Origin of the sequence: Streptomyces longisporus (genome assembly GCF_039532765.1) — a bacterium.
Taxonomy (GTDB): domain Bacteria; phylum Actinomycetota; class Actinomycetes; order Streptomycetales; family Streptomycetaceae; genus Streptomyces; species Streptomyces longisporus.
Genome location: NZ_BAAASG010000006.1, coordinates 207,277 through 225,075 on the forward strand (window position 1 = coordinate 207,277; position 17,799 = coordinate 225,075).

Sequence of the window (17,799 nt, forward strand, 5' to 3'; positions counted from 1 at the left end):
CGCTCGCGGCACGGAGCCCGGGCCGTGATCCACCAGACGCGACCGGGAAGGGGGGCGTCAGACCAGGGAGAACTTGGCGACGTACTCGTCGAAGGGCTCGATGCCGACTTCCGCGCGGAGTTCGTCCATGCGCTCGGGCTCCACACAGGGCCACGGAACCGGTGCCCCGTCCTTCACGCCGGCGATCTGAGTGCCGTAGACCTGCTCGCGGCCCTCATTGACCAGCGTGCGGTCGCGCAGGAAGGCCAGCTCGCGCGGGCTGGCCGACCCTGCCGACACCGCCTGCTGCATCAGCTGGAGGGCGCGCCGCTGAACGTCGAGCTGCCGGTCGGCGTGCTGAGCGATGAGCCATGCTGCGCGGGCGGCCTCCTCGCCGACCAGTTCCGCCGTCGGCCAGCCGTACTCGTCCATGATCTCGTTGAGCCGGTCACCGTGCCGGGCGGTCAGCCGCCGCCAGGCCAGCTGCTCGGCGGGGTCGTCGCTGTTCGCGCGGACTGCCAACTGGTGATCGGCCGCAGCCATGTCCGTGAGTTCCGCTGTCAGTGCGGCAACGTCGTGCGCCACTCTCAACTCCCAGGTCAGATCCGTGCTTTGGGTCCGCCCGCAAGCCTAGAGGTGCAAAACGGATGTAAAGATCATTCCGGAGAACGGTGACAGGCGCCTCGCCGCACCGGGATAATGGATCTACCCCCGAAGCCAAAGCCGGATCGCTGCGACGGTCACGGTGCCCTGGAAGACATAGACACGCTTGTCGAACCGCGTGGCCACAACCCGGAAGTTCTTGAGGGCGTTGACCGTCCGCTCGACTGCGTTTCTGCGGTTGTAGGCCGTCCTGTCGAAGCCGGTGGGCCGTCGGCCCTTGCTGCCGCGGCGTTGGCGGTTGGCCCGCTGACTCTTCGGCTCGGGGATGGTGTGGTTGATCTGCCGTCTGCGCAAGTAGCGGCGGTTACGTCGGGAGGAATAGGCCTTGTCGCCGCCGAGGTGCTCAGGCCAGGTGCCGGGGCGTCCGCCACTGAGCCGGCCGACATGTATGCGTTCCCTGACGGGGATGAGCTGCGGGGCGTCGCCCACTGGCCTGGGGTGACCCGCAGGGCCGGAGGACGGCGTCCACCTTCTCCGGCGAGGTGAATCTTGCAGGTGAAGCCGCCCCGGGAGCGTCTGAGTCCCTCGTCGGGGCGGTGCTGCCGGGGCGTGCGTCTTTTCCCGGCATCCGCGGCGGTTCCTTGCGTGCTCCGGCGGCGTGCTCATGGGCCCGGCAAGTGGGGGAGTCCACACTCACCATGGACCAGTCGATGCGGCCCTGGGCATCCGCGTCGGCCAGAACGGCCGCGAAGATCTTGTCCCACGTGCCGTCCGCCGACCAGCGCCACCCTGAACCGGTTCCGGCACAGGACCCGTTGGTGATCCCGCGGTGACTGGCCCGACGCCCGCCGCGCTGCCCGGACTTGGGCAGATGCGGCTTCAGCCGGGCCCATTCCTCGTTCGTGAGATCTCCCCGCCCACGGACATGCCAACGCGTCGTAGCGCGAGAAGTCACATGATCTGCCGGACGGACCTTGGGGTGCGCAGCCACGCAGGAGGACCGGGATCGTCTTGTCCGAGCTCTCCTCGATCTGCTCGGCGGAGAGCGCCCCGCTCAACGCCAGGGCGGTCAGGCCCTGCAGCGCGGCGGTGAGCGGCATGGCGAGGCGGTTCGTCCAGGGCGTGTGCCGACAGTGGTTGCTCAGGGCCCGAACCGTACAGGGCAGGGCTCGGAAGCGCGCGGGCGATGCTGACCGGCCTCGGTGCACATCAGGGGACGTAGAAGTGCGTCCGGTGTGGCTCAGCGTGTGACGTCCATGCGCTGTGTGCCGATGACCGACAGCAGCCGTAGCGCCTCTTCGGAGGGCGAGCCTGGAGCCGCGGTGTAGATCACGACCTGCTGGTCGCGGTCGGTGATGTCGAGGACGTCGCAGTTGACGGTGACGGGGCCGACCAGCGGGTGCTGGAAGGTCTTGCACAGGGTGAGCTCGGCGGACACGTCGTGGGATTGCCACAGGCGGGTGAACTCTTCGCTTCCGTCGAGGAGTTCGGCTACCAGCTCGGCAACCTCTGGATCGTCGGGGTAGCGGGCGGCGGCGGCGCGCAGCCGCTGCGTCGAGATGCGGGCGAAGGCGTCCGCGTCCGACACTCCGTACAGCCGCTGCCCCTGCGTGGGCGGGCCAAGAAAGACACGGCGCACGAGGTTGCGGTCGCGTCGCGACAGGGCGGAGAAGTCCTCCATCAGGGCTGCCGCCAGATCGTTCCAGGCCAGTACCTCGAAGGCCGCGGACGTTACGGTTGCTGCGGCCTGCGGCAGCCGGTGCAGCAGGTCGAGGATGCTCTGCCGTACCTGGCGCGAAGGCCCGGCCGAGGGGAGCGGCGGTGTGCCGGCCAGGTGATGGAGATGGTCGCGTTCGGCGTCCGTCAGGCGCAGGGCCCGAGCCAGTCCGGCCAGCACCTCGTGGGATGGGTGCGGCGCCCGGGCCTGCTCCAGCCGTGTGTAGTACTCGGTCGAGATGTGCGCCAGCTGCGCCACCTCCTCACGGCGCAGGCCCGGGGTGCGGCGGCGCGGTCCGGCGGGCAGCCCTACCTCGGCAGGGGTGATCCGCTCGCGTCGGCTGCGCAGGAAGTCGGCCAGTTGTCGTCGGTCCACCTCTCCAGTGTGCGGGGGCGCCGGGCCGCGGATCCAGGTACCGCCGGTGCCTGGTTGCGCTTCGCGGACGGGCGCAGGCTTGGCGCCATGGACAACACACCTGTCACCGGTACATCCACCACGCCTGCCGCCCTGGGCCTGCTGGCCGACAAGGTCGCCTTCATCACCGGTGCCGGACGCGGCATCGGAGCCGCCGCGGCTCGGCTCTTCGCTCGCGAGGGCGCCCGAGTGCTTCTCGCGGCCCGAACGGAGGACCAGCTGCAGGCGGTGACCGCGGAGATCCGGGCGGCGGGCGGCACCGCGGAGTACGTGGTGTGCGACCTGGCCGACGCGGCCGGCGTGCGCGCGGCCGTGGACCGCGCCGTGAACGTCTACGGCCGGCTCGACATCGCCTTCAACAACGGCGCGACGATCCAGCAGCCCGGCCCGATGCACCAGCTGCCGGAGGCCGACTTCGACCGCCTCTACGACGTGAACCTCAAGGGCGTCTGGCTGGCCATGGTCGCCGAGATCGCCGCCATCCGCTCCACCGCCGGGACCGGCGCCATCGTCAACAACTCATCTGTCGGCAGCCTGATGGGCAACCCCGAGCTGCCCGTTTACGGTGCGATGAAACGGGCGGTCAACAGCCTCACCGAGTCGGCTGCCGTCACCTACGGCCCGGAAGGCATCCGCGTCAACGCCATCGCTCCTGGCAACACGGCGACCGAGATGATAAGCACCTGGGAAAAGGGATCACCCGGTCTCCGGGAGCGGCTCACGGCGCACACCCCGCTGGGCCGCGCGGCCGACCCGCAGGAGATCGCGCAGGCCGCCGCGTGGCTGCTGAGCGACCGCTCCTCCTACGTGACCGGCACGGTCCTCCGGGTCGACGGTGGCGCGCGGGCCTGAGCCAGGGACGCCCCTATCCCTGTTCACAGCCACTTGATCGCCGCTACTCGGGCGGGCGGCGTGGAGAAACGGGCTGGGAGGAATCCAGTACCGCGCTCCGCGCCGACCCCACCACGACGCCGCCGCCGACGGAGAAGACCGCGACTCGGAGACACCGCTCAACATGGTTACATTGTCGTCTCGATGAACGCAGTCTGCGCCCTAAGTTCTTTATTTATGACGCATAAGTCACATTGATCAGTCGATTCGACACCGGCTTGACAGGTGTCTCCTCCCGTCCGATGGTGGAACTCCTGACCGATAGGAGGCACTGTGCACGAGCACGACGAGTACCTGTACTTTCTTCGCCGAGCCTTCGACGGCATGCTCGGCGCCCTGGAAGAACTGGGTGATGACCTCGGCAACACCGCGCCGCACCTGCCCGGGGCCAACTCCCCGTACGCCATCGCGTACCACTGCGTTGCCGTGGCCGACTACTGGCTGGGCCACGTGATCGCGGGGCGCCCCGTCGACCGCGACCGTCCCTCCGAGTTCACGGCGAAGGGTGACGTGAGGCGTCTGCGGACGCAGGTCGACGCGCTCTTCGACCGCCTGCAAGCAGACCTCCGCGAGGTGCTGCCGTCGCAACCGCCGCGCAACACACCCTCTGACGACTCCGAGGGGCCGGACCGTCCCCTGAGCGTGCGGGGCGTCCAGCTTCACGTACTGGAGGAACTGGCCCAGCATCACGGGCAGGTGCAGATCACCCGGGATCTGCTGCGGGCGGGGGTCCTGGCATGAGGCCCGCAACCGCTCGGGGGATGCCCGGCTTCGACGACCTCGACCTCGACCGGCTGCGCGTCCGCGGCAGCGTGAAATGGCACCGTCCGGAGCAAGACGTCCTGCCGGCGTGGGTGGCCGACATGGACTTTCCCACCCCGCCGCCGGTGGTGGCCGCGCTGCACGAGGCCGTCGACCGCCAGGATCTCGGTTACCCGGACTGGCCGGACGGCAGTCCGCTGCGCTCCGCCTTCGCCAAGCGGATGGCCGAGCGCCACGGATGGGCCGCGTCGGCCCACCGCGTGCGCGAGCAGACCGACCTCATCCAGTGTCTGCAACTCGTCCTTTCCCTCGCAACGTCGGACGGGGACGCGGTGGCGGTGCACATTCCCAACTACCCACCGTTCCTGTCCACGTTGCGCACGATGAACCGGCGGATCGTGCCCATCCCGATGAAGGACACCGACGACGGCTGGCGGATGGACTTTGCCGCCATGGACACCGCGGTGAAGCGGTCCGGCTGCAAGGCACTCGTCCTGGTCAACCCCCACAACCCCACCGGCCGGGTACTGACGGCCGATGAACTCGCCGAGATCGCGGCCATCGCGCGACGACACGATCTGCTCGTCATCAGCGACGAGATCCACGCCGAGCTGACCTACACGGCCCATTGGCACATCCCCTTCGCGAGCCTGTCCGACGACGCCGCGCGCCGCACCGTGACCCTGACCTCCGCGACCAAGGCGTTCAACCTGGCGGCCATCCGCTGCGCCGTCACGCACTACGGCCCGGACCGCCTCCTCGCGCTGCGGGACGCACAACCGCCCGACCTGTACGGCGCCGTCTCACCCCTCGGTGTCGTCGCCACGCTGGCCGCATGGGAGCACGGCGACGCCTGGCAGCGCGATCTCCTGACCGTGCTGGACCGCAATCGCCGGCGCGTCCGCGACGTGGTACGCGACCGGCTCCCGCTGGTCCGCCACCACTTGCCCGAGGCCACGTACCTGACATGGCTGGACACCCGGCCGCTCGGCCTGGGGGAACCGCCGGTGGATAAGGTGCTCAGGGACGGCCGGGTCCTGCTCGACGGCGGCGCGCCCTTCGGTCCGGACGCCGAGGGGTTCGTGCGGCTGAACTTCGCCACTTCGCAGCAGGTGCTCGACGAGATCCTGGGCCGGGTCGTCGACGCACTGGGCGGCAGGGAGGGGTGACGACGGTACCGGACGCCACCTGGCACCATGGCCGTGTGGATGATTTCGTCTTCGTCAGCGGGCGGCTCTGCCTGGACCTCGCGGGCACGCTGCTGTGGCGACGAAGCCGACGCACCGAACTGCTGCGTTCCCCCGACGACCTGCGACGCTGGATCCTCCAGGCCGGACTGCTCGACGCGCCCGGCCTTTTGGACGCACGCGCCCTGTCGAGAATGTGCCGCCTCAGGGAAGCGGTGTACGCGCTGGTTGGCGCATGGCCCCTGACACCGCCTGCGGACAGCGAGGTGCGGGACGCTCTCGCCGAGGTGAACGAGATGGCCCGGCTGCCGCTGCCGAGGCTCCAACTCGACGAGGACGGTCGCCTGGCACGTACCGGGGGCATCGACGAAGCGCTCGGCGCGGTGGCACGGGACGCAGTGGAGCTTCTGGGCGGCACCGACTTCCCTCGCGTGCGGGAATGCCTCAACGAGGACTGCACCCGGCTGTTCGTGGACCTGTCGCGGTCCGCCAACCGCCGCTGGTGCGGCATGAGCGAGTGCGGGAACCGACACAAGGTGGCCAACTACCGCAAGCGGCGGCAGGGGACAGCACGCTGACCGCCTCCGAGCATCGCCTGCCGCTCGGTAGCAGCACCTGCCGCACGGGATCGCAGGCCCTCGGTGGCCACCCGGCGAAGGTAGACGGCGGCCGGGCATGGTGCTGGGCCGTGTGTGAAAGTGGATCTTGAGGCGTGGATGATCTTGGTTCATGGCGAGGGCAGATCTCACGGACGATCAATCGGCGGCGCCGGAGCCGTTGTTGCCAAAGGGCGTGAAGGCAGGTCGGCCGCCTGTCTGGTCTGGGGGGCGGCTCATCGACGGCATACGGTTCCGGGCCCGGACCGGTGTTCCGTGGCGGAACGTACCCGTCGAGTACGGGCCGTGGGGCCGGGTCTACGACCTGTTCCGCCGGTGGCAACGGGATGGCACCTGGCACCGCGCCCTCACCCAGCTCCAGTCCGTATGCCGTGCCCATCAGCATGCGGCCGGTGCCCCGGAAGGGGGTGACCTGCAGAGGGAGCCACCGGGTGGTGTCTTCACCGAGTCCGGTGATCAGGGGCTGGGGCGTTCGCGCGGTGGGTTCACCACCAAGGTGCACCTGGCCGTCGAGCAGCGGAGAGGCCCATGTCGATCGTGGTGACGGCCGGGCAACGTGGAGACTGGCCCCAGTTCGCGCCGGTGCTGGAGAAGATTCGCGTGCCTGGCATCGGACCGAGCCGGCCACGCGTCCGCCCCGATCGCGCGCGGGCCGACAAGGCGTACGCCTCCCGCAGAAACCGAACCTACCTGCGCCGACGCGGCATTCGCTGCACCATCCCGGGACAAGGCCGACCAGGCCCGCAACTGCAAGAGACTCGGCGCTCGCGGCGGCCGGCCGCCCAATTCGACACCGAGGGCTAAAGGCTCGACACGCGGTCGATGTGGCATCAATCGCCTCAAAAGGCATCGCGCCGTGGCCACGAGATACGACAAGCTCGCGGTCTGCTATGAGGCGACCGTGTCCCTCGCGGCCATCAACGATTGGCTGTGACCACATACGCGCACCGCCCTTTCGATAACCCGTTGCCCAGGGGCCAATCGGCCAGCTACGTTCACCCCGCCGCCTGCATTGGTGCAGGCCGGCGCTGTCGACAAGGAGGTGTGGAGCACATGCGCTGGAGTTCCCGGGAGTTGAGCTCGCGTACTGACCTTTGCCGCCTCCTCACGACGGAGACACCTTGTCCCTTCTCATCACCCCACTGACCGACCCCGCTGAGGGGCCGCACAGCCGACGTCTCGCCTGGTTGGCGTCGGACGCGGACTCCAACCCTGCCGGGACGGTTTTTCTGCGCCTGTTCAACGGCGGACAAGAGCACCTGGCCGAGCTCGACCTCCGTGTTCATCCCTCGGAGCGCCGCAAGGGCGTCGGCACCCGGCTCCTCAACGCCGCCGTGGCCACTGCCCGGGACAACGCCCGACGCTGCGTTGTCGCGCAGGCAGAAGCCGGATCGCCCGGCGATCACTTCCTGGCGGCACGCGGATTCCGGAAGGTCCTCACCTTGAGGTTCACCCGCTTGCCACTGACTGACGTGGATACCGCCGTCCTCTCTGAGATCATCGAGCGTCCGCATCCCGGCTACCGGCTGATGTCATGGCAGGGAACAGTCCCCGACGACCTCGCCCAGACGTTCGCCGCCTCACGCCGCGCCATGGACGACATGCCCATGGACGACACCGACTACGGCACCGTGACCTGGGACGTGGACCGCGTGCGGGCCGCGGCGAAGGCCGTCGAACAACGCGGCGACCACCTGCACACCGTCGTCGCCATCGACGCCTCCAACGGCTCGATCGCCGGGTTCACCGAACTCGTCATCCCCGGCAACGGCACGGGTGACGGCCAGCACTACGGCACCGGTGTGCTGCCCGAGCACCGTGGACACGGCCTCGCCCGATGGATGAAGGCCGAGTCGATCCGACAGGCCCACAGGAACTATCCGGACCTCGGCGGCCTCCTGACCGACACCGCTGACAGCAACACGCACATGAGACAGATCAACGACGGTCTCGGCTACACACCCACGCACACGAGACACCAGCATCAGCTCGACCTTTAGCAGAGAGCGGACGGGCCGGACCGGGGCATCACCCCGCCCGGCTTGCCCGCACTTTCGATACACGCCCCAAAGCGTGTTGCAGAAGGACGTGAACAGGTCATCTCCGTTGTATGGCTGGGTTGTTGAGAGCCGAGCGGGTATGGGTGGAAGCGTTCACGGGGCTGCGGAACGATCAGTTCGGTCGGTTGCTGAGGGTGGTGCGTGCGCGTGGTGGTGGCGGTTGTGGATGGGGGCGGCCGTGGCGGTTGCCGCTGGCCGAGCGGGTGCTGCTGGTGGCGATCTATTACCGCACGAACCTGACCACGCGGCAGCTTGCCCCGCTGTTCGGTGTCTCGCCGGCACCGTCTGCCGGGTGATCCAGCGTCTTGGCCCGCTGCCCGCGCTCGAGCCCGTCAGCGCTGCGCAGGATGCGATCGAGGGCTTATAGATCGTGGACGGCACCCTCATTCCGGTACGAGACCGCACGGTGGGCACGTCCTCACGCAACTACCGGTTCCCGGCGAATGTACAGGTCGTCGTGGACGCGGACACGCGCCTGGCGGTGGCTGCCGCCCGGCCGGTGCCGAGCACGACCGCGGATGCGAAGGCCTGGCGGGAGTCGGGTCTGCCCGAGCGGTGCCAGGGCGTCACCGTGCTCGGCGAGGGCGCCTGTATCAACACCGGCCTGATCGTCCCGCACCGCAAACGGTCCGGGCGCCCGCTGCTGAAGGGTGAGGAGGAGGACAACGCCGCGCACCGCAAGGTCCACGCCCGCGTCGAGCACGTGATCGGCCGGATGAAGAATTACAAGATCGTCCTTGACTGTCGGCAACACGGCGACGGCCTCCATCATGAGGTCCAGGCCGTCGCCCGCATGCACAACTTTGGCTTCGCCGCATGACCGGATGCGTCAACACCCCAGCCCCCGGCTGCCTGTTCACGGCTTTCTGCAACACGCTTTAATCCTGCACCGTTAGGTCCTGGCTCTGTTTCTGCCTGCGGCGAGCAGGCGGCCGCAGGTGATGTAGGTGCCGTCCCAGCAGCGCAGCAGGTCCTGCAACGCGTCGAGGACTTGGTAGAGGGTCAGGCTGTCGTGGGGGTTTTGGGGTCGTAGCGCCGCAGGGTGAGGAAGGCCTGTGCGGCGGTGAAGAGGGTGACGTGGTGGTGCCAGACGCGCCAGGTGCGGCCCTCGAAGTGGTCCAGGCCCAGGCCGTGTTTGAGTTCACGGTAGTCGTGCTCGATGCGCCGGCGCATCTTGGCGAAGCGCACCAGGTCGGAGGTCGTCCCAACATGCTCTTGACCAGCACAAACGCCTAGACCTAACGAAGCACTACTAGGTGTTTCGGATCGGCGGAGGGAAGCAAGGCCGGGCACATGCCGAGGCCGGTCCGGTCCGCTTCCACTGCATCCGGGCGGCGTCATTTCCGGGGCTGGGCCTTCTACTTCGCCGCCACGATGCGCTCCACTGCGGCCGTCACCAGTTGTTCACGCTCTTCCTCCGTGAAGACGTCCGGGAGGGTGAGCTGCTCAACGATCAGCCAGTTCAGCGTCAGTATGAGCAGCTTGACGGCCGTGGCGTCGCCCGGGAGGCCGGAAGCCTCGTGATAGGCGACATTGGCGTCGACGTCGGCTCGGACTCGCTCAGTGAGAACCTTGCGCAGTTCGGGGCGGCGGCTGGCCTCAAGGCGGAGTTCCAGCAGCGCGAGGTAGCCGGTACGGAAGGAGGTGACGCGGCCGACGAGTTCGCGCATCAGTTCAGCGTAGGTCTCCCGGTCGCGGTCGGCCGCCTGCTGGCGGGCGATCGTGGCCTCATCCGGCTGGAGTCGCTCGTAAACCCGGGCGCCGGCCTGAGTAAACAGATCGTCGCGGCTGGCGAAGTAGTTGGACGCCGTACCGACGGGAACGGCCGCCTCGGCGTCCACGGCCCGGAAAGTCAGCCCGCGCGCGCCTTCCCGGGCCAGCACCTCGATCGCCGCGTCAACGAGTGCCGCACGCCGCTGGTCATTCCGTCTCGCCATTGACACCACTCCAGGTGTAGTACTACGTTCAAACCACTTCAAACAGAGTACTACACGTGGGGGAGCCACTGTGCGAAAGCTCGTGTACTACATCGGCGTCTCGCTCGACGGCCGCATCGCCGGCCCCAGCGGCGAGTTCGACTTCTTTCCGCAGGGCAACGAGCAGCAGGCCACCGCCTACTCGGCCTGATGAATGCGCTGTACCCGGAGACCATCCCGACCGCTTACCGCGCGGCCGCCGGCGTCACGGACCTACCCAGCCGGCGTTTCGACACCGTCATCATGGGCCTCGGTACCTACCGCCCCGCCCTCGACAGCGGGATCACCAGCCCGTACGCGCACCTGCGCCAGTACGTGGTGTCCAGTAGCCTCAAGCCCGACACCGACCCAGCCGTCACCGTCGTGCCGAGCGACCCGCTCACCCTCGTCCGCGGGCTCAAGGGCGAAGTGGACGCCAGCCGGGACATCTGGCTCTGCGGGGGCGGCCGGCTTGCGGGCACCCTGCTGCCCGAGATCGACGAGCTGCTGATCAAGACCTATCCGGTCGTTGCTGGCACCGGAATCCCAGTAGTCGACGGTGCCTTCGACCCCACCGTCTTCGACGTCGCCGAGCGCACGGCCTTCCCCAACGGGGCCACTCTCACCCGCCTCGCCCGCCGCTAGGCGGTTCTGGTTCAGCGGGCGGACGCTTTCGATTCTGCCCACTGTTCGGCTCCTCCAAGGTCATGACATAGCTTTGAGCGATGCACGCTGTGTGAGGTGCGAGAACGGGGGAACTGTCCACGGCGTGCGGCGCGTGTATGCCCCTCATTCCTTGGAAGTAACTCATATTTTGGGTGCTTGTAGGCCTGAAGTAAGGGCATCCGGTTGCCAGGAGGTTGATAACGATGGTTCCCCTGCTTCTGGTTCTTCTGCTGGCTCTGATCCTCTTCGGCGCGGGCTTCGCCCTGAAGGCACTGTGGTGGATCGCGGTGATCGTGCTCATCGTGTGGCTGCTCGGCTTTGTCGTCCGCTCTGTGGACAGCGGAGGCCGCAAGGGACGCTGGTACCGCTGGTAGACGAAGGACACCGGCGCGAGGAGCGCGCCAGGCGCGAGCCATGAGTGGGCCCGGCCGATACGGCCGGGCCCACGGGCGTGCAAGGGAAGCCTACGTGCGGCAGTTGGGAGAGATCCGGGCTATCGGGTGCACCGGAGGGTACGTGAGCCATGCACCGGCCCCTCGGACTCAGCAGTGGAACCCTGCTCCTCCTGTCTGCGGGGTCGATGCGTATCGGGCGTGCCCTCTGGTTCGGCCGGGTGGCCGGGTCACGCAGTTCGGTGCCGGCGACCGCGTCCGCAGACAACACGCCATCCATCTCGACCGTGTACATGCACGCCAAGCCGACGATGCGGGGTGCGGCAGTCTGTGGTTCCTGCACTTCGTGCACTACGCCGCCGACTGGTGTGGAGTTTCCCCGGGCTGATCGTGTAGAGCTGCAGGCCACGGCCGAGGATGTGCAGAGTCCCCACGGCACCGCGAAGTAAGGGGTGGTGACGATGTTGACCGCGTCCACCGAACTGAGCAATGGCAGGCCATCGCGTAAGTCTCCCTGGTGAACGGGCAGTTCGACGGGAGGAGTGCGCGATGGCCTTGTCCCAGTCTGAGCTCATGTGGCTGCCTGAGTCACTACAGCAGCGTCATCTGCCAAGGCCGCTGGGCCGTCACGAGGCCGGGCCGGCACTTGGAGTGGCAGGCGGGGGCCTGAGCCGCGGGCCGCGTCGGCTCTGGTCTACCCCCGCGGAACCGGCGCACTCGCGTACGGCGTCCTCACCCGCGAGCGCTGGGAGTTGATGCGTGAGTGGGTCGGCCCGCTGCACCAGGCGCTCGCCGTGCCGCTGGGGATCGCGGAGCAGACCGACCCGCGATGGCGCAGTCCCTGCCCGACAGCGGCGCCGCCGCCGTCGTCATGTCTCGGGCTGTGAAGGCTCCATCTGGCGCAGGCAGTACACGCACCTGGACTCCGAATCGGCGCGGCCTATGCACCGCCGGCAGTCCCCACGCTCACGCACCGGCCCCCGGCCGTCCGCGCCGCCCGTCCCTCGCCTTGCGCGGCGTCACGCGCCAGCTGCGAGACCTCGGAGGCGGGGCGCGCGTCTTCATCGTGGCCGGTATCCACCGCCAGATCGACGGCGAAGCAGTCGTCAGTGCCGCACACGACAGCCACTCCTGTAGGCATTCGATCCGGCTCTCAAGCCGCAACTGCGCCCAACAAGACCGTCTTGTTGATGGGAACGTCCTCGCACTGGCGTCTCCCATCGAGGCGTTTGACGCCGAGCCCAGGCATCCATGCCCTCGCGCCCCCCGGTCGGTGGGAGGATCCCAAAACGAGGGTGCGCGGGCGACGTTGCGGGAAGAATGGCCGCCATGACGTACGAAGGCTCCTCCATCGACCCGGCCAGGCCCAGCATCGCCCGCGTGTACGACTACCTGCTCGGCGGCAAGGACAACTACGCCGTGGACCGTGAGATCGGCGACGTATTCAAGCGCGACCTGCCCGGTTCGGTGGCCATCGCCTTCGCCAACCGCGCGGCCCTGACCCGGGCGGTCAGGGAGATCGCGAAGAACACCGGCATTCGGCAGTTCATCGACCTGGGCAGTGGCCTACCGACCGCCGACAACGTCCACCAGGTCGCGCAACGGCACGCCCCCGAGTCCCGGGTCGTCTACGTCGACATCGACCCCCAAGTGCTGGTCCACGGCCGCGCACTGCTGGAGAACAACGACCGGACCCGCGTCGTCGCGGTAGATGTGCGCAACCCCGAAGGCATCCACACTCACCCCGACACCCTGGAGATCATCGATTTCACTCGTCCCGTCGCCGTCATCCTCAGCGCCATCCTCCACCACGTCAACGATGACGAGGACCCCGCTGGCATCGTCCGCTACTGGCGAGACCACGTCCCCTCCGGAAGTTACTTCTTCATCAGCCACTTCCGCTCCGGCAACAACCCGGAGACCGCGGAGGCCGAGAAGGTCCTCCAGCAGACGTTCGGCCGGGGCCGGTGGCGCACCGACGCAGAGATCGCCTCCCTGCTGGACGGTCTGGAGATCCTCGACCCCGGGATCGTCCCTGCATCCCTGTGGCGTCCCGAGGAGAGCGACAACCCGTGGAACAGCGGCGCAAGACGAGAGCTCACGGTCTGGGAACACCTCATCGCCGCCGGACTGGCCCGGAAAGCCTAGACGTCATCCCCGAATGAGGTCGGTATGGCAAGCGGGTGTCGGGGTGTGGGGCCGGCCGATGGTCCATGGACGCGGGTCGATGGTGTGAAGCTTGCTGACTTCGGAGGGTCTGGTCGAAAAAACCATTCCTTGACCGTCGCGTCACACCAGCGCCATCCGCCCTCCCCGCAATCGGCGAGACACGTTGGTAGCTTCCGCTTGTGGTCGTCGTGCCGACCGGCCGAGAGGCGGAAACGGCGGCTGCCCTTGCTCCTTCGTACGGGCGGACGTCTCCGACATGCCCGTCCGCCTACGCACCCCCCTGCCAGAGCGGGCGGACGGGCGCAATGAACTGCTCGCCTCGGTCGGAATGTTGAAAAGCGCGCGGGACCGAATGGGCGGAGCCCCGAGGGTCACTTGTTCGGCGGGCGGCCCATCACCCCGAGCTGGGCTGCGATTTCGGCCAGGCATGCCGGTTCCAGGGCGGTCAGTGGGGCAATGACGTCCTCGGTGAAGCCGTGGGCCAGGGAGCGCTTGACGAGGTCGAGGGACGGTGGGGAGGTGACGGCCGCGGCGAGGGCAAGGCAGGTGGCGGCATTGTCCTGGAGGTCGTCGATCAGGGGAAGAGCCTCGGTCAGGAAGCCTGCGGTGAGCATCGTTTTGACCAGGTCGGTGAGAACGCCCTCGGCCAGAACCCCGGTCAGCTGGCGGGCTTCGGCGTGGTAGCGATCCCAAAGGTGCAGGCTGACGACTGCTTCCAGCGGCACGGTATGCGTCGCGTAGTGGGCGCCCGTGACCAGGGCGGCGTTGTGCAGGGTATCCACAAGGCGGGTGAAATCCTCGGTGAGGCCCGTGGCCCGGCAGGCTGCTGTGAGCCAGGGATGGGCCCACAGGCCGTTGTCCAGAATTCCGCCCGGGTCTGCGTTTTCGGCGAGTTGGGCCGTGATGTCGCGGCACAGGTGCTGGTGGCCGACGTCGCACATGTCGACGATCATGGCGGCTGCCTGTTCCTGTCTGCGGGCACGCTCCTGCGCGGAACCCGCGGGCATGGGCAGGGCCGTTTCGCGGATCAGGGAGAGCGCCGAGGGGATGTCGTCCGACAGCAGGTGCGCGCGCAGCTCGAGGGGGCGGCCGGCAAGGTCGCTCTTGGCGAGCGGGCGGGCCAGCTTGAGGGCCGCGTCGGCGTGTCCGGCGCGCAGGTGGAAGCAGATGAGCTCGAGAGTGACGCGGGTACGCCAGCCGGACATGCTGGGGTCCGTCGATTTCTCGATGCCTTCGCTCACCTGGGCGAGGAGCAGGTCGAGGTCGGCTGTGCGGTGTTTGCCGCGTGCTTCGACGCCTCTGGCGGCGGCCAGCAGCATGTCCGTATGGTCGATCGGCTCTGCCTCGAACCGTGCCGCGATCGTCCGGGCGTGGTCGAGGTGGCCGAGCCGGGCGGCTGCGCTTGCCACGGCCTGAGCGTTCCACGTGGCCCTTACGTCGTCGCTGTCCTGCAGCACCGTGTGGAGGGCCAGTTCCAGAGCCGGTGCGGCCAGGTCCGTTCGTCCGGCGGTGCCGGCGGCCCGGGCGAGGGCCGCAAGGACGGTAGGCGGCGGTGCGTTCCTGGTCTCGTCGAGGGCCGCCTCTGCCTCGCGTACCACGCAAGCGGCGTCCTGGGGCGTGTCAGAGTCGAGCAGCGCCAGGGCGATCTCCGTGAGGCAGTTTGCACGGGTGCCGGGATTGGCGACGTCCTGGGCCAGAGAGATCGCCAGTGAGAGGTGACCATTGGCCCGCGCAGACGTTGCCGCGTCGGCGAGCAGTTCGTCGCAGGCCCCGGGCTGTCGAGGATCAAGGCCATGGGCGGCAAGGGCGGTATAGGCAAGCTCGACAAGATCGTGATCGGAACGGTCCGAGGCGAGCAGGCGGCGGGCCCGGTCCTCGTCCTGGTAGGCGGCCGATTCCACGAGCTCCGAGGCGGGGAACTCATCGTTGAGGGCGGTCAGGAGTGCCTCGGGTACGTTTCGGCGGCCGCCCTTGGCGAAGTGCTCGCTGCAGGCGGTGAGGAGCGCTCGTTTCCTGCCGTCCCGGTCAAGGCCGGCGACGTGGCGCAGGAGATGGTCGAGGTCGCCGAGAACGGCAAACGCCGGCGCGAGGAGGCCGCAGAAGTCGGGGCGGTCCTCGGTGTCGGCGTGATCGATGGCCTCCTCCATGAGGGTCCGTGTCAGCGCGGGATCGATCTCGGCCAGTGCGTCGGCGACTGCGGTGAGGAACCAGCCTCGCTCATCGCCGCTGTCGATGACGGCTCGGCGCGCGAGATCGGCGGCGCCCGCATCGCCGTGCCGCGCAAGCGCGAGGGCTGCGCGCACCGTGTGTTCCATCTGCTCCAGGGGCAACCTGCCCGGTACGGCCATGGCTTCGTGGATGAGGCTGCGTGCCTCGGCCGGCTGGCTGTCCAGCAGATGCTCGCCGATCGCCAGCAGAGCGTCGGCTTGCACGTACACGTTTTGCCGGGTACGGGCGAGCTGGATGCCCTGCTCGACTCGGCCGAGGCGTACCAGCAACAGCGGATACGTCGAGGACATGGCGAAGTTGTCGTCCTCGATGCGCATGCGCAGCAGCGACACCCGGGTCAGCAGGCTGAGGTCACAGTCGGGGGCAGCTCCAAGGAGCCTTGCCGCGCTGGACAGTTCGGACAGCGCGGCCAGATCGCCGTTGGTCCGGCAGTACAGCAGGGCGCGACGCGCGGGGGAGGCCAGGGCTGCCAGCGTTCGGCCGGCACCTTCGGTGAGCAGGAGGGTCGGGTACGCCTCGGTCAGGTAGTCCGGGGTGTCGTCGGGCCAGTCGGCCGCGGCGAAGCCGAGGGCCCAGCTGTCGATGGCGGTGCGGATGTGGGCGAACTCTTCGGGTTCCAGGTCCTCCTCGACGGCGGCGGCCAGGGTGTCATGGGCGAGGGTGTACCGGGTTGGCGTACCGGGGCGCGGCTCTACGACCCGGGAGAGCCCCCGTTCCAGGGCCTTGCGGATCGCCAGCGGGCAGCCGTTGACGATCGAGGCGATGTCCCTGCTGCTCAGCGCGCCGCCGGCGACCGTCATCGTGGTGAGGACGGTGCGCGGGACAGCCTCGGCGAGTACGTGATCCAGCTCTTGGCGGGCGCGCAGGAGCAGGCTCGTCGCTGCGGGGAAGGGTGTCAGTACCTGGCGGCGGCAGGTGCGCAGTGGGTGGCTGCCGTCCACGTCGAGCGGCACGTCGGGATGCCGGCTCGTCACCAGGACGTGGGCGGCCGAGCCGAGGGCGGTCGGCAGCTGTGAGGCGATGCTGGGCTCGGCCAGGTCACGGTAGTCGTTCTCGTCCAGGCCGTCGACGAGCAGCAGCAGGCAACGCCCGGGGATGCGCATCGCGCGTTCCCAGAGGCTGAGGAAGGCGGCCGCGTCCGGTTCGGCAGGCGGGAACTCGCCCAGCAGGGCAGCGAGTTGGTCACACACGGCCCGGTGGAACTGATGGACACGCATCTGCCCATCGCGCCGGGAGATGACGAACGACACCACATCCAGCCCGGGATGGGACGCGGTGGCGAAGTGGGTGACCAGCGACGTCTTTCCCGCCCAGGGACCGGCCGTGAGCACGAGGTAGGGCTCCGGCCCGGTCGCGAATGCCAGGAGACCGGCGAGCTCCCGGCTGCGGCCGGTCAGTTCGTCGCACCGGGCTGCGTACTGGCGCAACATCGCCTCGTAGGCCGGACGACGCCGCTCCTGCTGGCGCAGGGACTTGGGAACGACGCCGTGCGAGGCCAGCAGCTGACGTGCGGCGGTGGCACTCGGCTCGGGCTCACGCTCGCTTTCCGCGCGCGGCTCGTACGCGCCGATCACAGCCGCCAGCCGCACGCCCTCCAGCCCGCCCGAGCGGGCCGACTCCACAACGACGCCGACAGCCGACCCCTCACAGACCACGCCCGCGCCCGAGAAGCCACTCCACTCCCGCGCTTCCAGACGGCGACCATCCGCCCGATGCAGCAGCAGACGGCCCCGCTTCATACTCGACCCGAGCGGGATCACCCCGTCGATCTGGTCACTGTCGCGCCAGGTCGCTGTGTCCGTGTCCGTCCAGCTCTGATGGCGCGGAAAGCCGATCGCGGTGAACGCAAGCCGTCCGTCGGCCTCGTCCGGTATCACTCCGATGGCCATCGAAGCGACCTCATCAAGGGGCCCGTCCGGGCCGAGTTCGACAAGCGCGACGTCCAGCCGGGCACCTCTCCACACCGTGCGCCCGGTGACAACGATCTCGGTGGGCGCGCCGCCGGACAGCCGTACCCGGACCGTCCCACCGCCGTCGACCACGTGCCCGGCCGTCACCACCAAGGACGTCGCCAGCCGCAGCCCCGAGCCGTACGCGGTGCCGTCGTCCTGCTCGACCAGGACCTCGGCGCACCGCCCGGCGAACACGTCCGCCACCG

General features: G+C 68.7%; 12 protein-coding genes and 4 pseudogenes. 10 read left to right on the top strand and 6 right to left on the bottom strand.

All coding sequences use genetic code 11. From position 1 onward, the window contains the following. Nucleotides 1–57: 57 nt before the first annotated feature. From ABD355_RS10805 to ABD355_RS10815, 3 genes and pseudogenes are all read right to left on the bottom strand, one after another. Nucleotides 58–564 (bottom strand): DUF6624 domain-containing protein, encoded by a 507-nt coding sequence (locus ABD355_RS10805; protein WP_344399967.1) that lies wholly within the window; start codon nucleotides 562–564, stop codon nucleotides 58–60. Nucleotides 565–684: 120 nt separating this feature from the next. Then, nucleotides 685–1,537, bottom strand: a pseudogene (locus ABD355_RS10810) (IS5 family transposase). A 285-nt stretch (nucleotides 1,538–1,822) separates the two neighbouring features. Next, nucleotides 1,823–2,674, bottom strand: coding sequence for a helix-turn-helix transcriptional regulator (locus tag ABD355_RS10815; RefSeq protein ID WP_344399968.1), 852 nt, complete (start codon nucleotides 2,672–2,674; stop codon nucleotides 1,823–1,825). A gap of 87 nt (nucleotides 2,675–2,761) precedes the next feature. Between ABD355_RS10815 and ABD355_RS10820 the strand changes: the two genes are divergently transcribed. From ABD355_RS10820 to ABD355_RS10850, 7 genes and pseudogenes are all read left to right on the top strand, one after another. After that, entirely contained in the window at nucleotides 2,762–3,565 is an 804-nt protein-coding gene (locus ABD355_RS10820; protein ID WP_344399969.1) for an SDR family NAD(P)-dependent oxidoreductase, read from the top strand. Between the two features lie 312 nt (nucleotides 3,566–3,877). Next, entirely contained in the window at nucleotides 3,878–4,345 is a 468-nt protein-coding gene (locus ABD355_RS10825; RefSeq protein WP_344399970.1) for a mycothiol transferase, read from the top strand. Then, nucleotides 4,342–5,535, top strand: coding sequence for a MalY/PatB family protein (locus ABD355_RS10830; RefSeq protein ID WP_344399971.1), 1,194 nt, complete (start codon nucleotides 4,342–4,344; stop codon nucleotides 5,533–5,535). Before ABD355_RS10825 ends, ABD355_RS10830 begins: the two co-directional genes overlap by 4 nt. Before the next feature lie 35 nt (nucleotides 5,536–5,570). Continuing rightward, entirely contained in the window at nucleotides 5,571–6,131 is a 561-nt protein-coding gene (locus ABD355_RS10835; RefSeq protein ID WP_344399972.1) for a CGNR zinc finger domain-containing protein, read from the top strand. Between the two features lie 151 nt (nucleotides 6,132–6,282). Next, nucleotides 6,283–7,104: pseudogene (locus ABD355_RS10840) on the top strand (IS5 family transposase). 187 nt (nucleotides 7,105–7,291) lie between these two features. Further along, entirely contained in the window at nucleotides 7,292–8,170 is an 879-nt protein-coding gene (locus ABD355_RS10845; RefSeq protein ID WP_344399973.1) for a GNAT family N-acetyltransferase, read from the top strand. A 110-nt stretch (nucleotides 8,171–8,280) separates the two neighbouring features. After that, nucleotides 8,281–9,050, top strand: a pseudogene (locus tag ABD355_RS10850) (transposase family protein). A 182-nt stretch (nucleotides 9,051–9,232) separates the two neighbouring features. On the opposite strand, the pseudogene ABD355_RS10855 reads toward ABD355_RS10850, so the two are convergent. Further along, nucleotides 9,233–9,427: pseudogene (locus ABD355_RS10855) on the bottom strand (IS701 family transposase); the annotation flags it as partial. Nucleotides 9,428–9,588: 161 nt separating this feature from the next. Next, the gene (locus ABD355_RS10860) at nucleotides 9,589–10,167 is read right to left on the bottom strand and encodes a TetR/AcrR family transcriptional regulator (protein ID WP_344400109.1); all 579 of its coding nucleotides are present in this window, start codon (nucleotides 10,165–10,167) and stop codon (nucleotides 9,589–9,591) included. Between the two features lie 189 nt (nucleotides 10,168–10,356). Between ABD355_RS10860 and ABD355_RS10865 the strand changes: the two genes are divergently transcribed. From ABD355_RS10865 to ABD355_RS10875, 3 genes are all read left to right on the top strand, one after another. Further along, nucleotides 10,357–10,830: a dihydrofolate reductase family protein gene (locus ABD355_RS10865; protein WP_425585719.1), complete on the top strand. Its 474-nt coding sequence runs from the start codon at nucleotides 10,357–10,359 to the stop codon at nucleotides 10,828–10,830. A 224-nt stretch (nucleotides 10,831–11,054) separates the two neighbouring features. Next, complete coding sequence (locus ABD355_RS10870; protein ID WP_191878482.1) at nucleotides 11,055–11,225, top strand: hydrophobic protein; 171 nt, start codon at nucleotides 11,055–11,057, stop codon at nucleotides 11,223–11,225. Nucleotides 11,226–12,563: 1,338 nt separating this feature from the next. Further along, on the top strand, nucleotides 12,564–13,391 hold the full coding sequence (locus ABD355_RS10875; RefSeq protein ID WP_344399974.1) for an SAM-dependent methyltransferase: 828 nt from the start codon (nucleotides 12,564–12,566) through the stop codon (nucleotides 13,389–13,391). A gap of 392 nt (nucleotides 13,392–13,783) precedes the next feature. Here the strand turns inward: ABD355_RS10875 and ABD355_RS10880 are convergent, their stop codons facing one another. Continuing rightward, nucleotides 13,784–17,797: a trypsin-like peptidase domain-containing protein gene (locus ABD355_RS10880; RefSeq protein WP_344399975.1), complete on the bottom strand. Its 4,014-nt coding sequence runs from the start codon at nucleotides 17,795–17,797 to the stop codon at nucleotides 13,784–13,786. Nucleotides 17,798–17,799 lie beyond the last annotated feature (2 nt).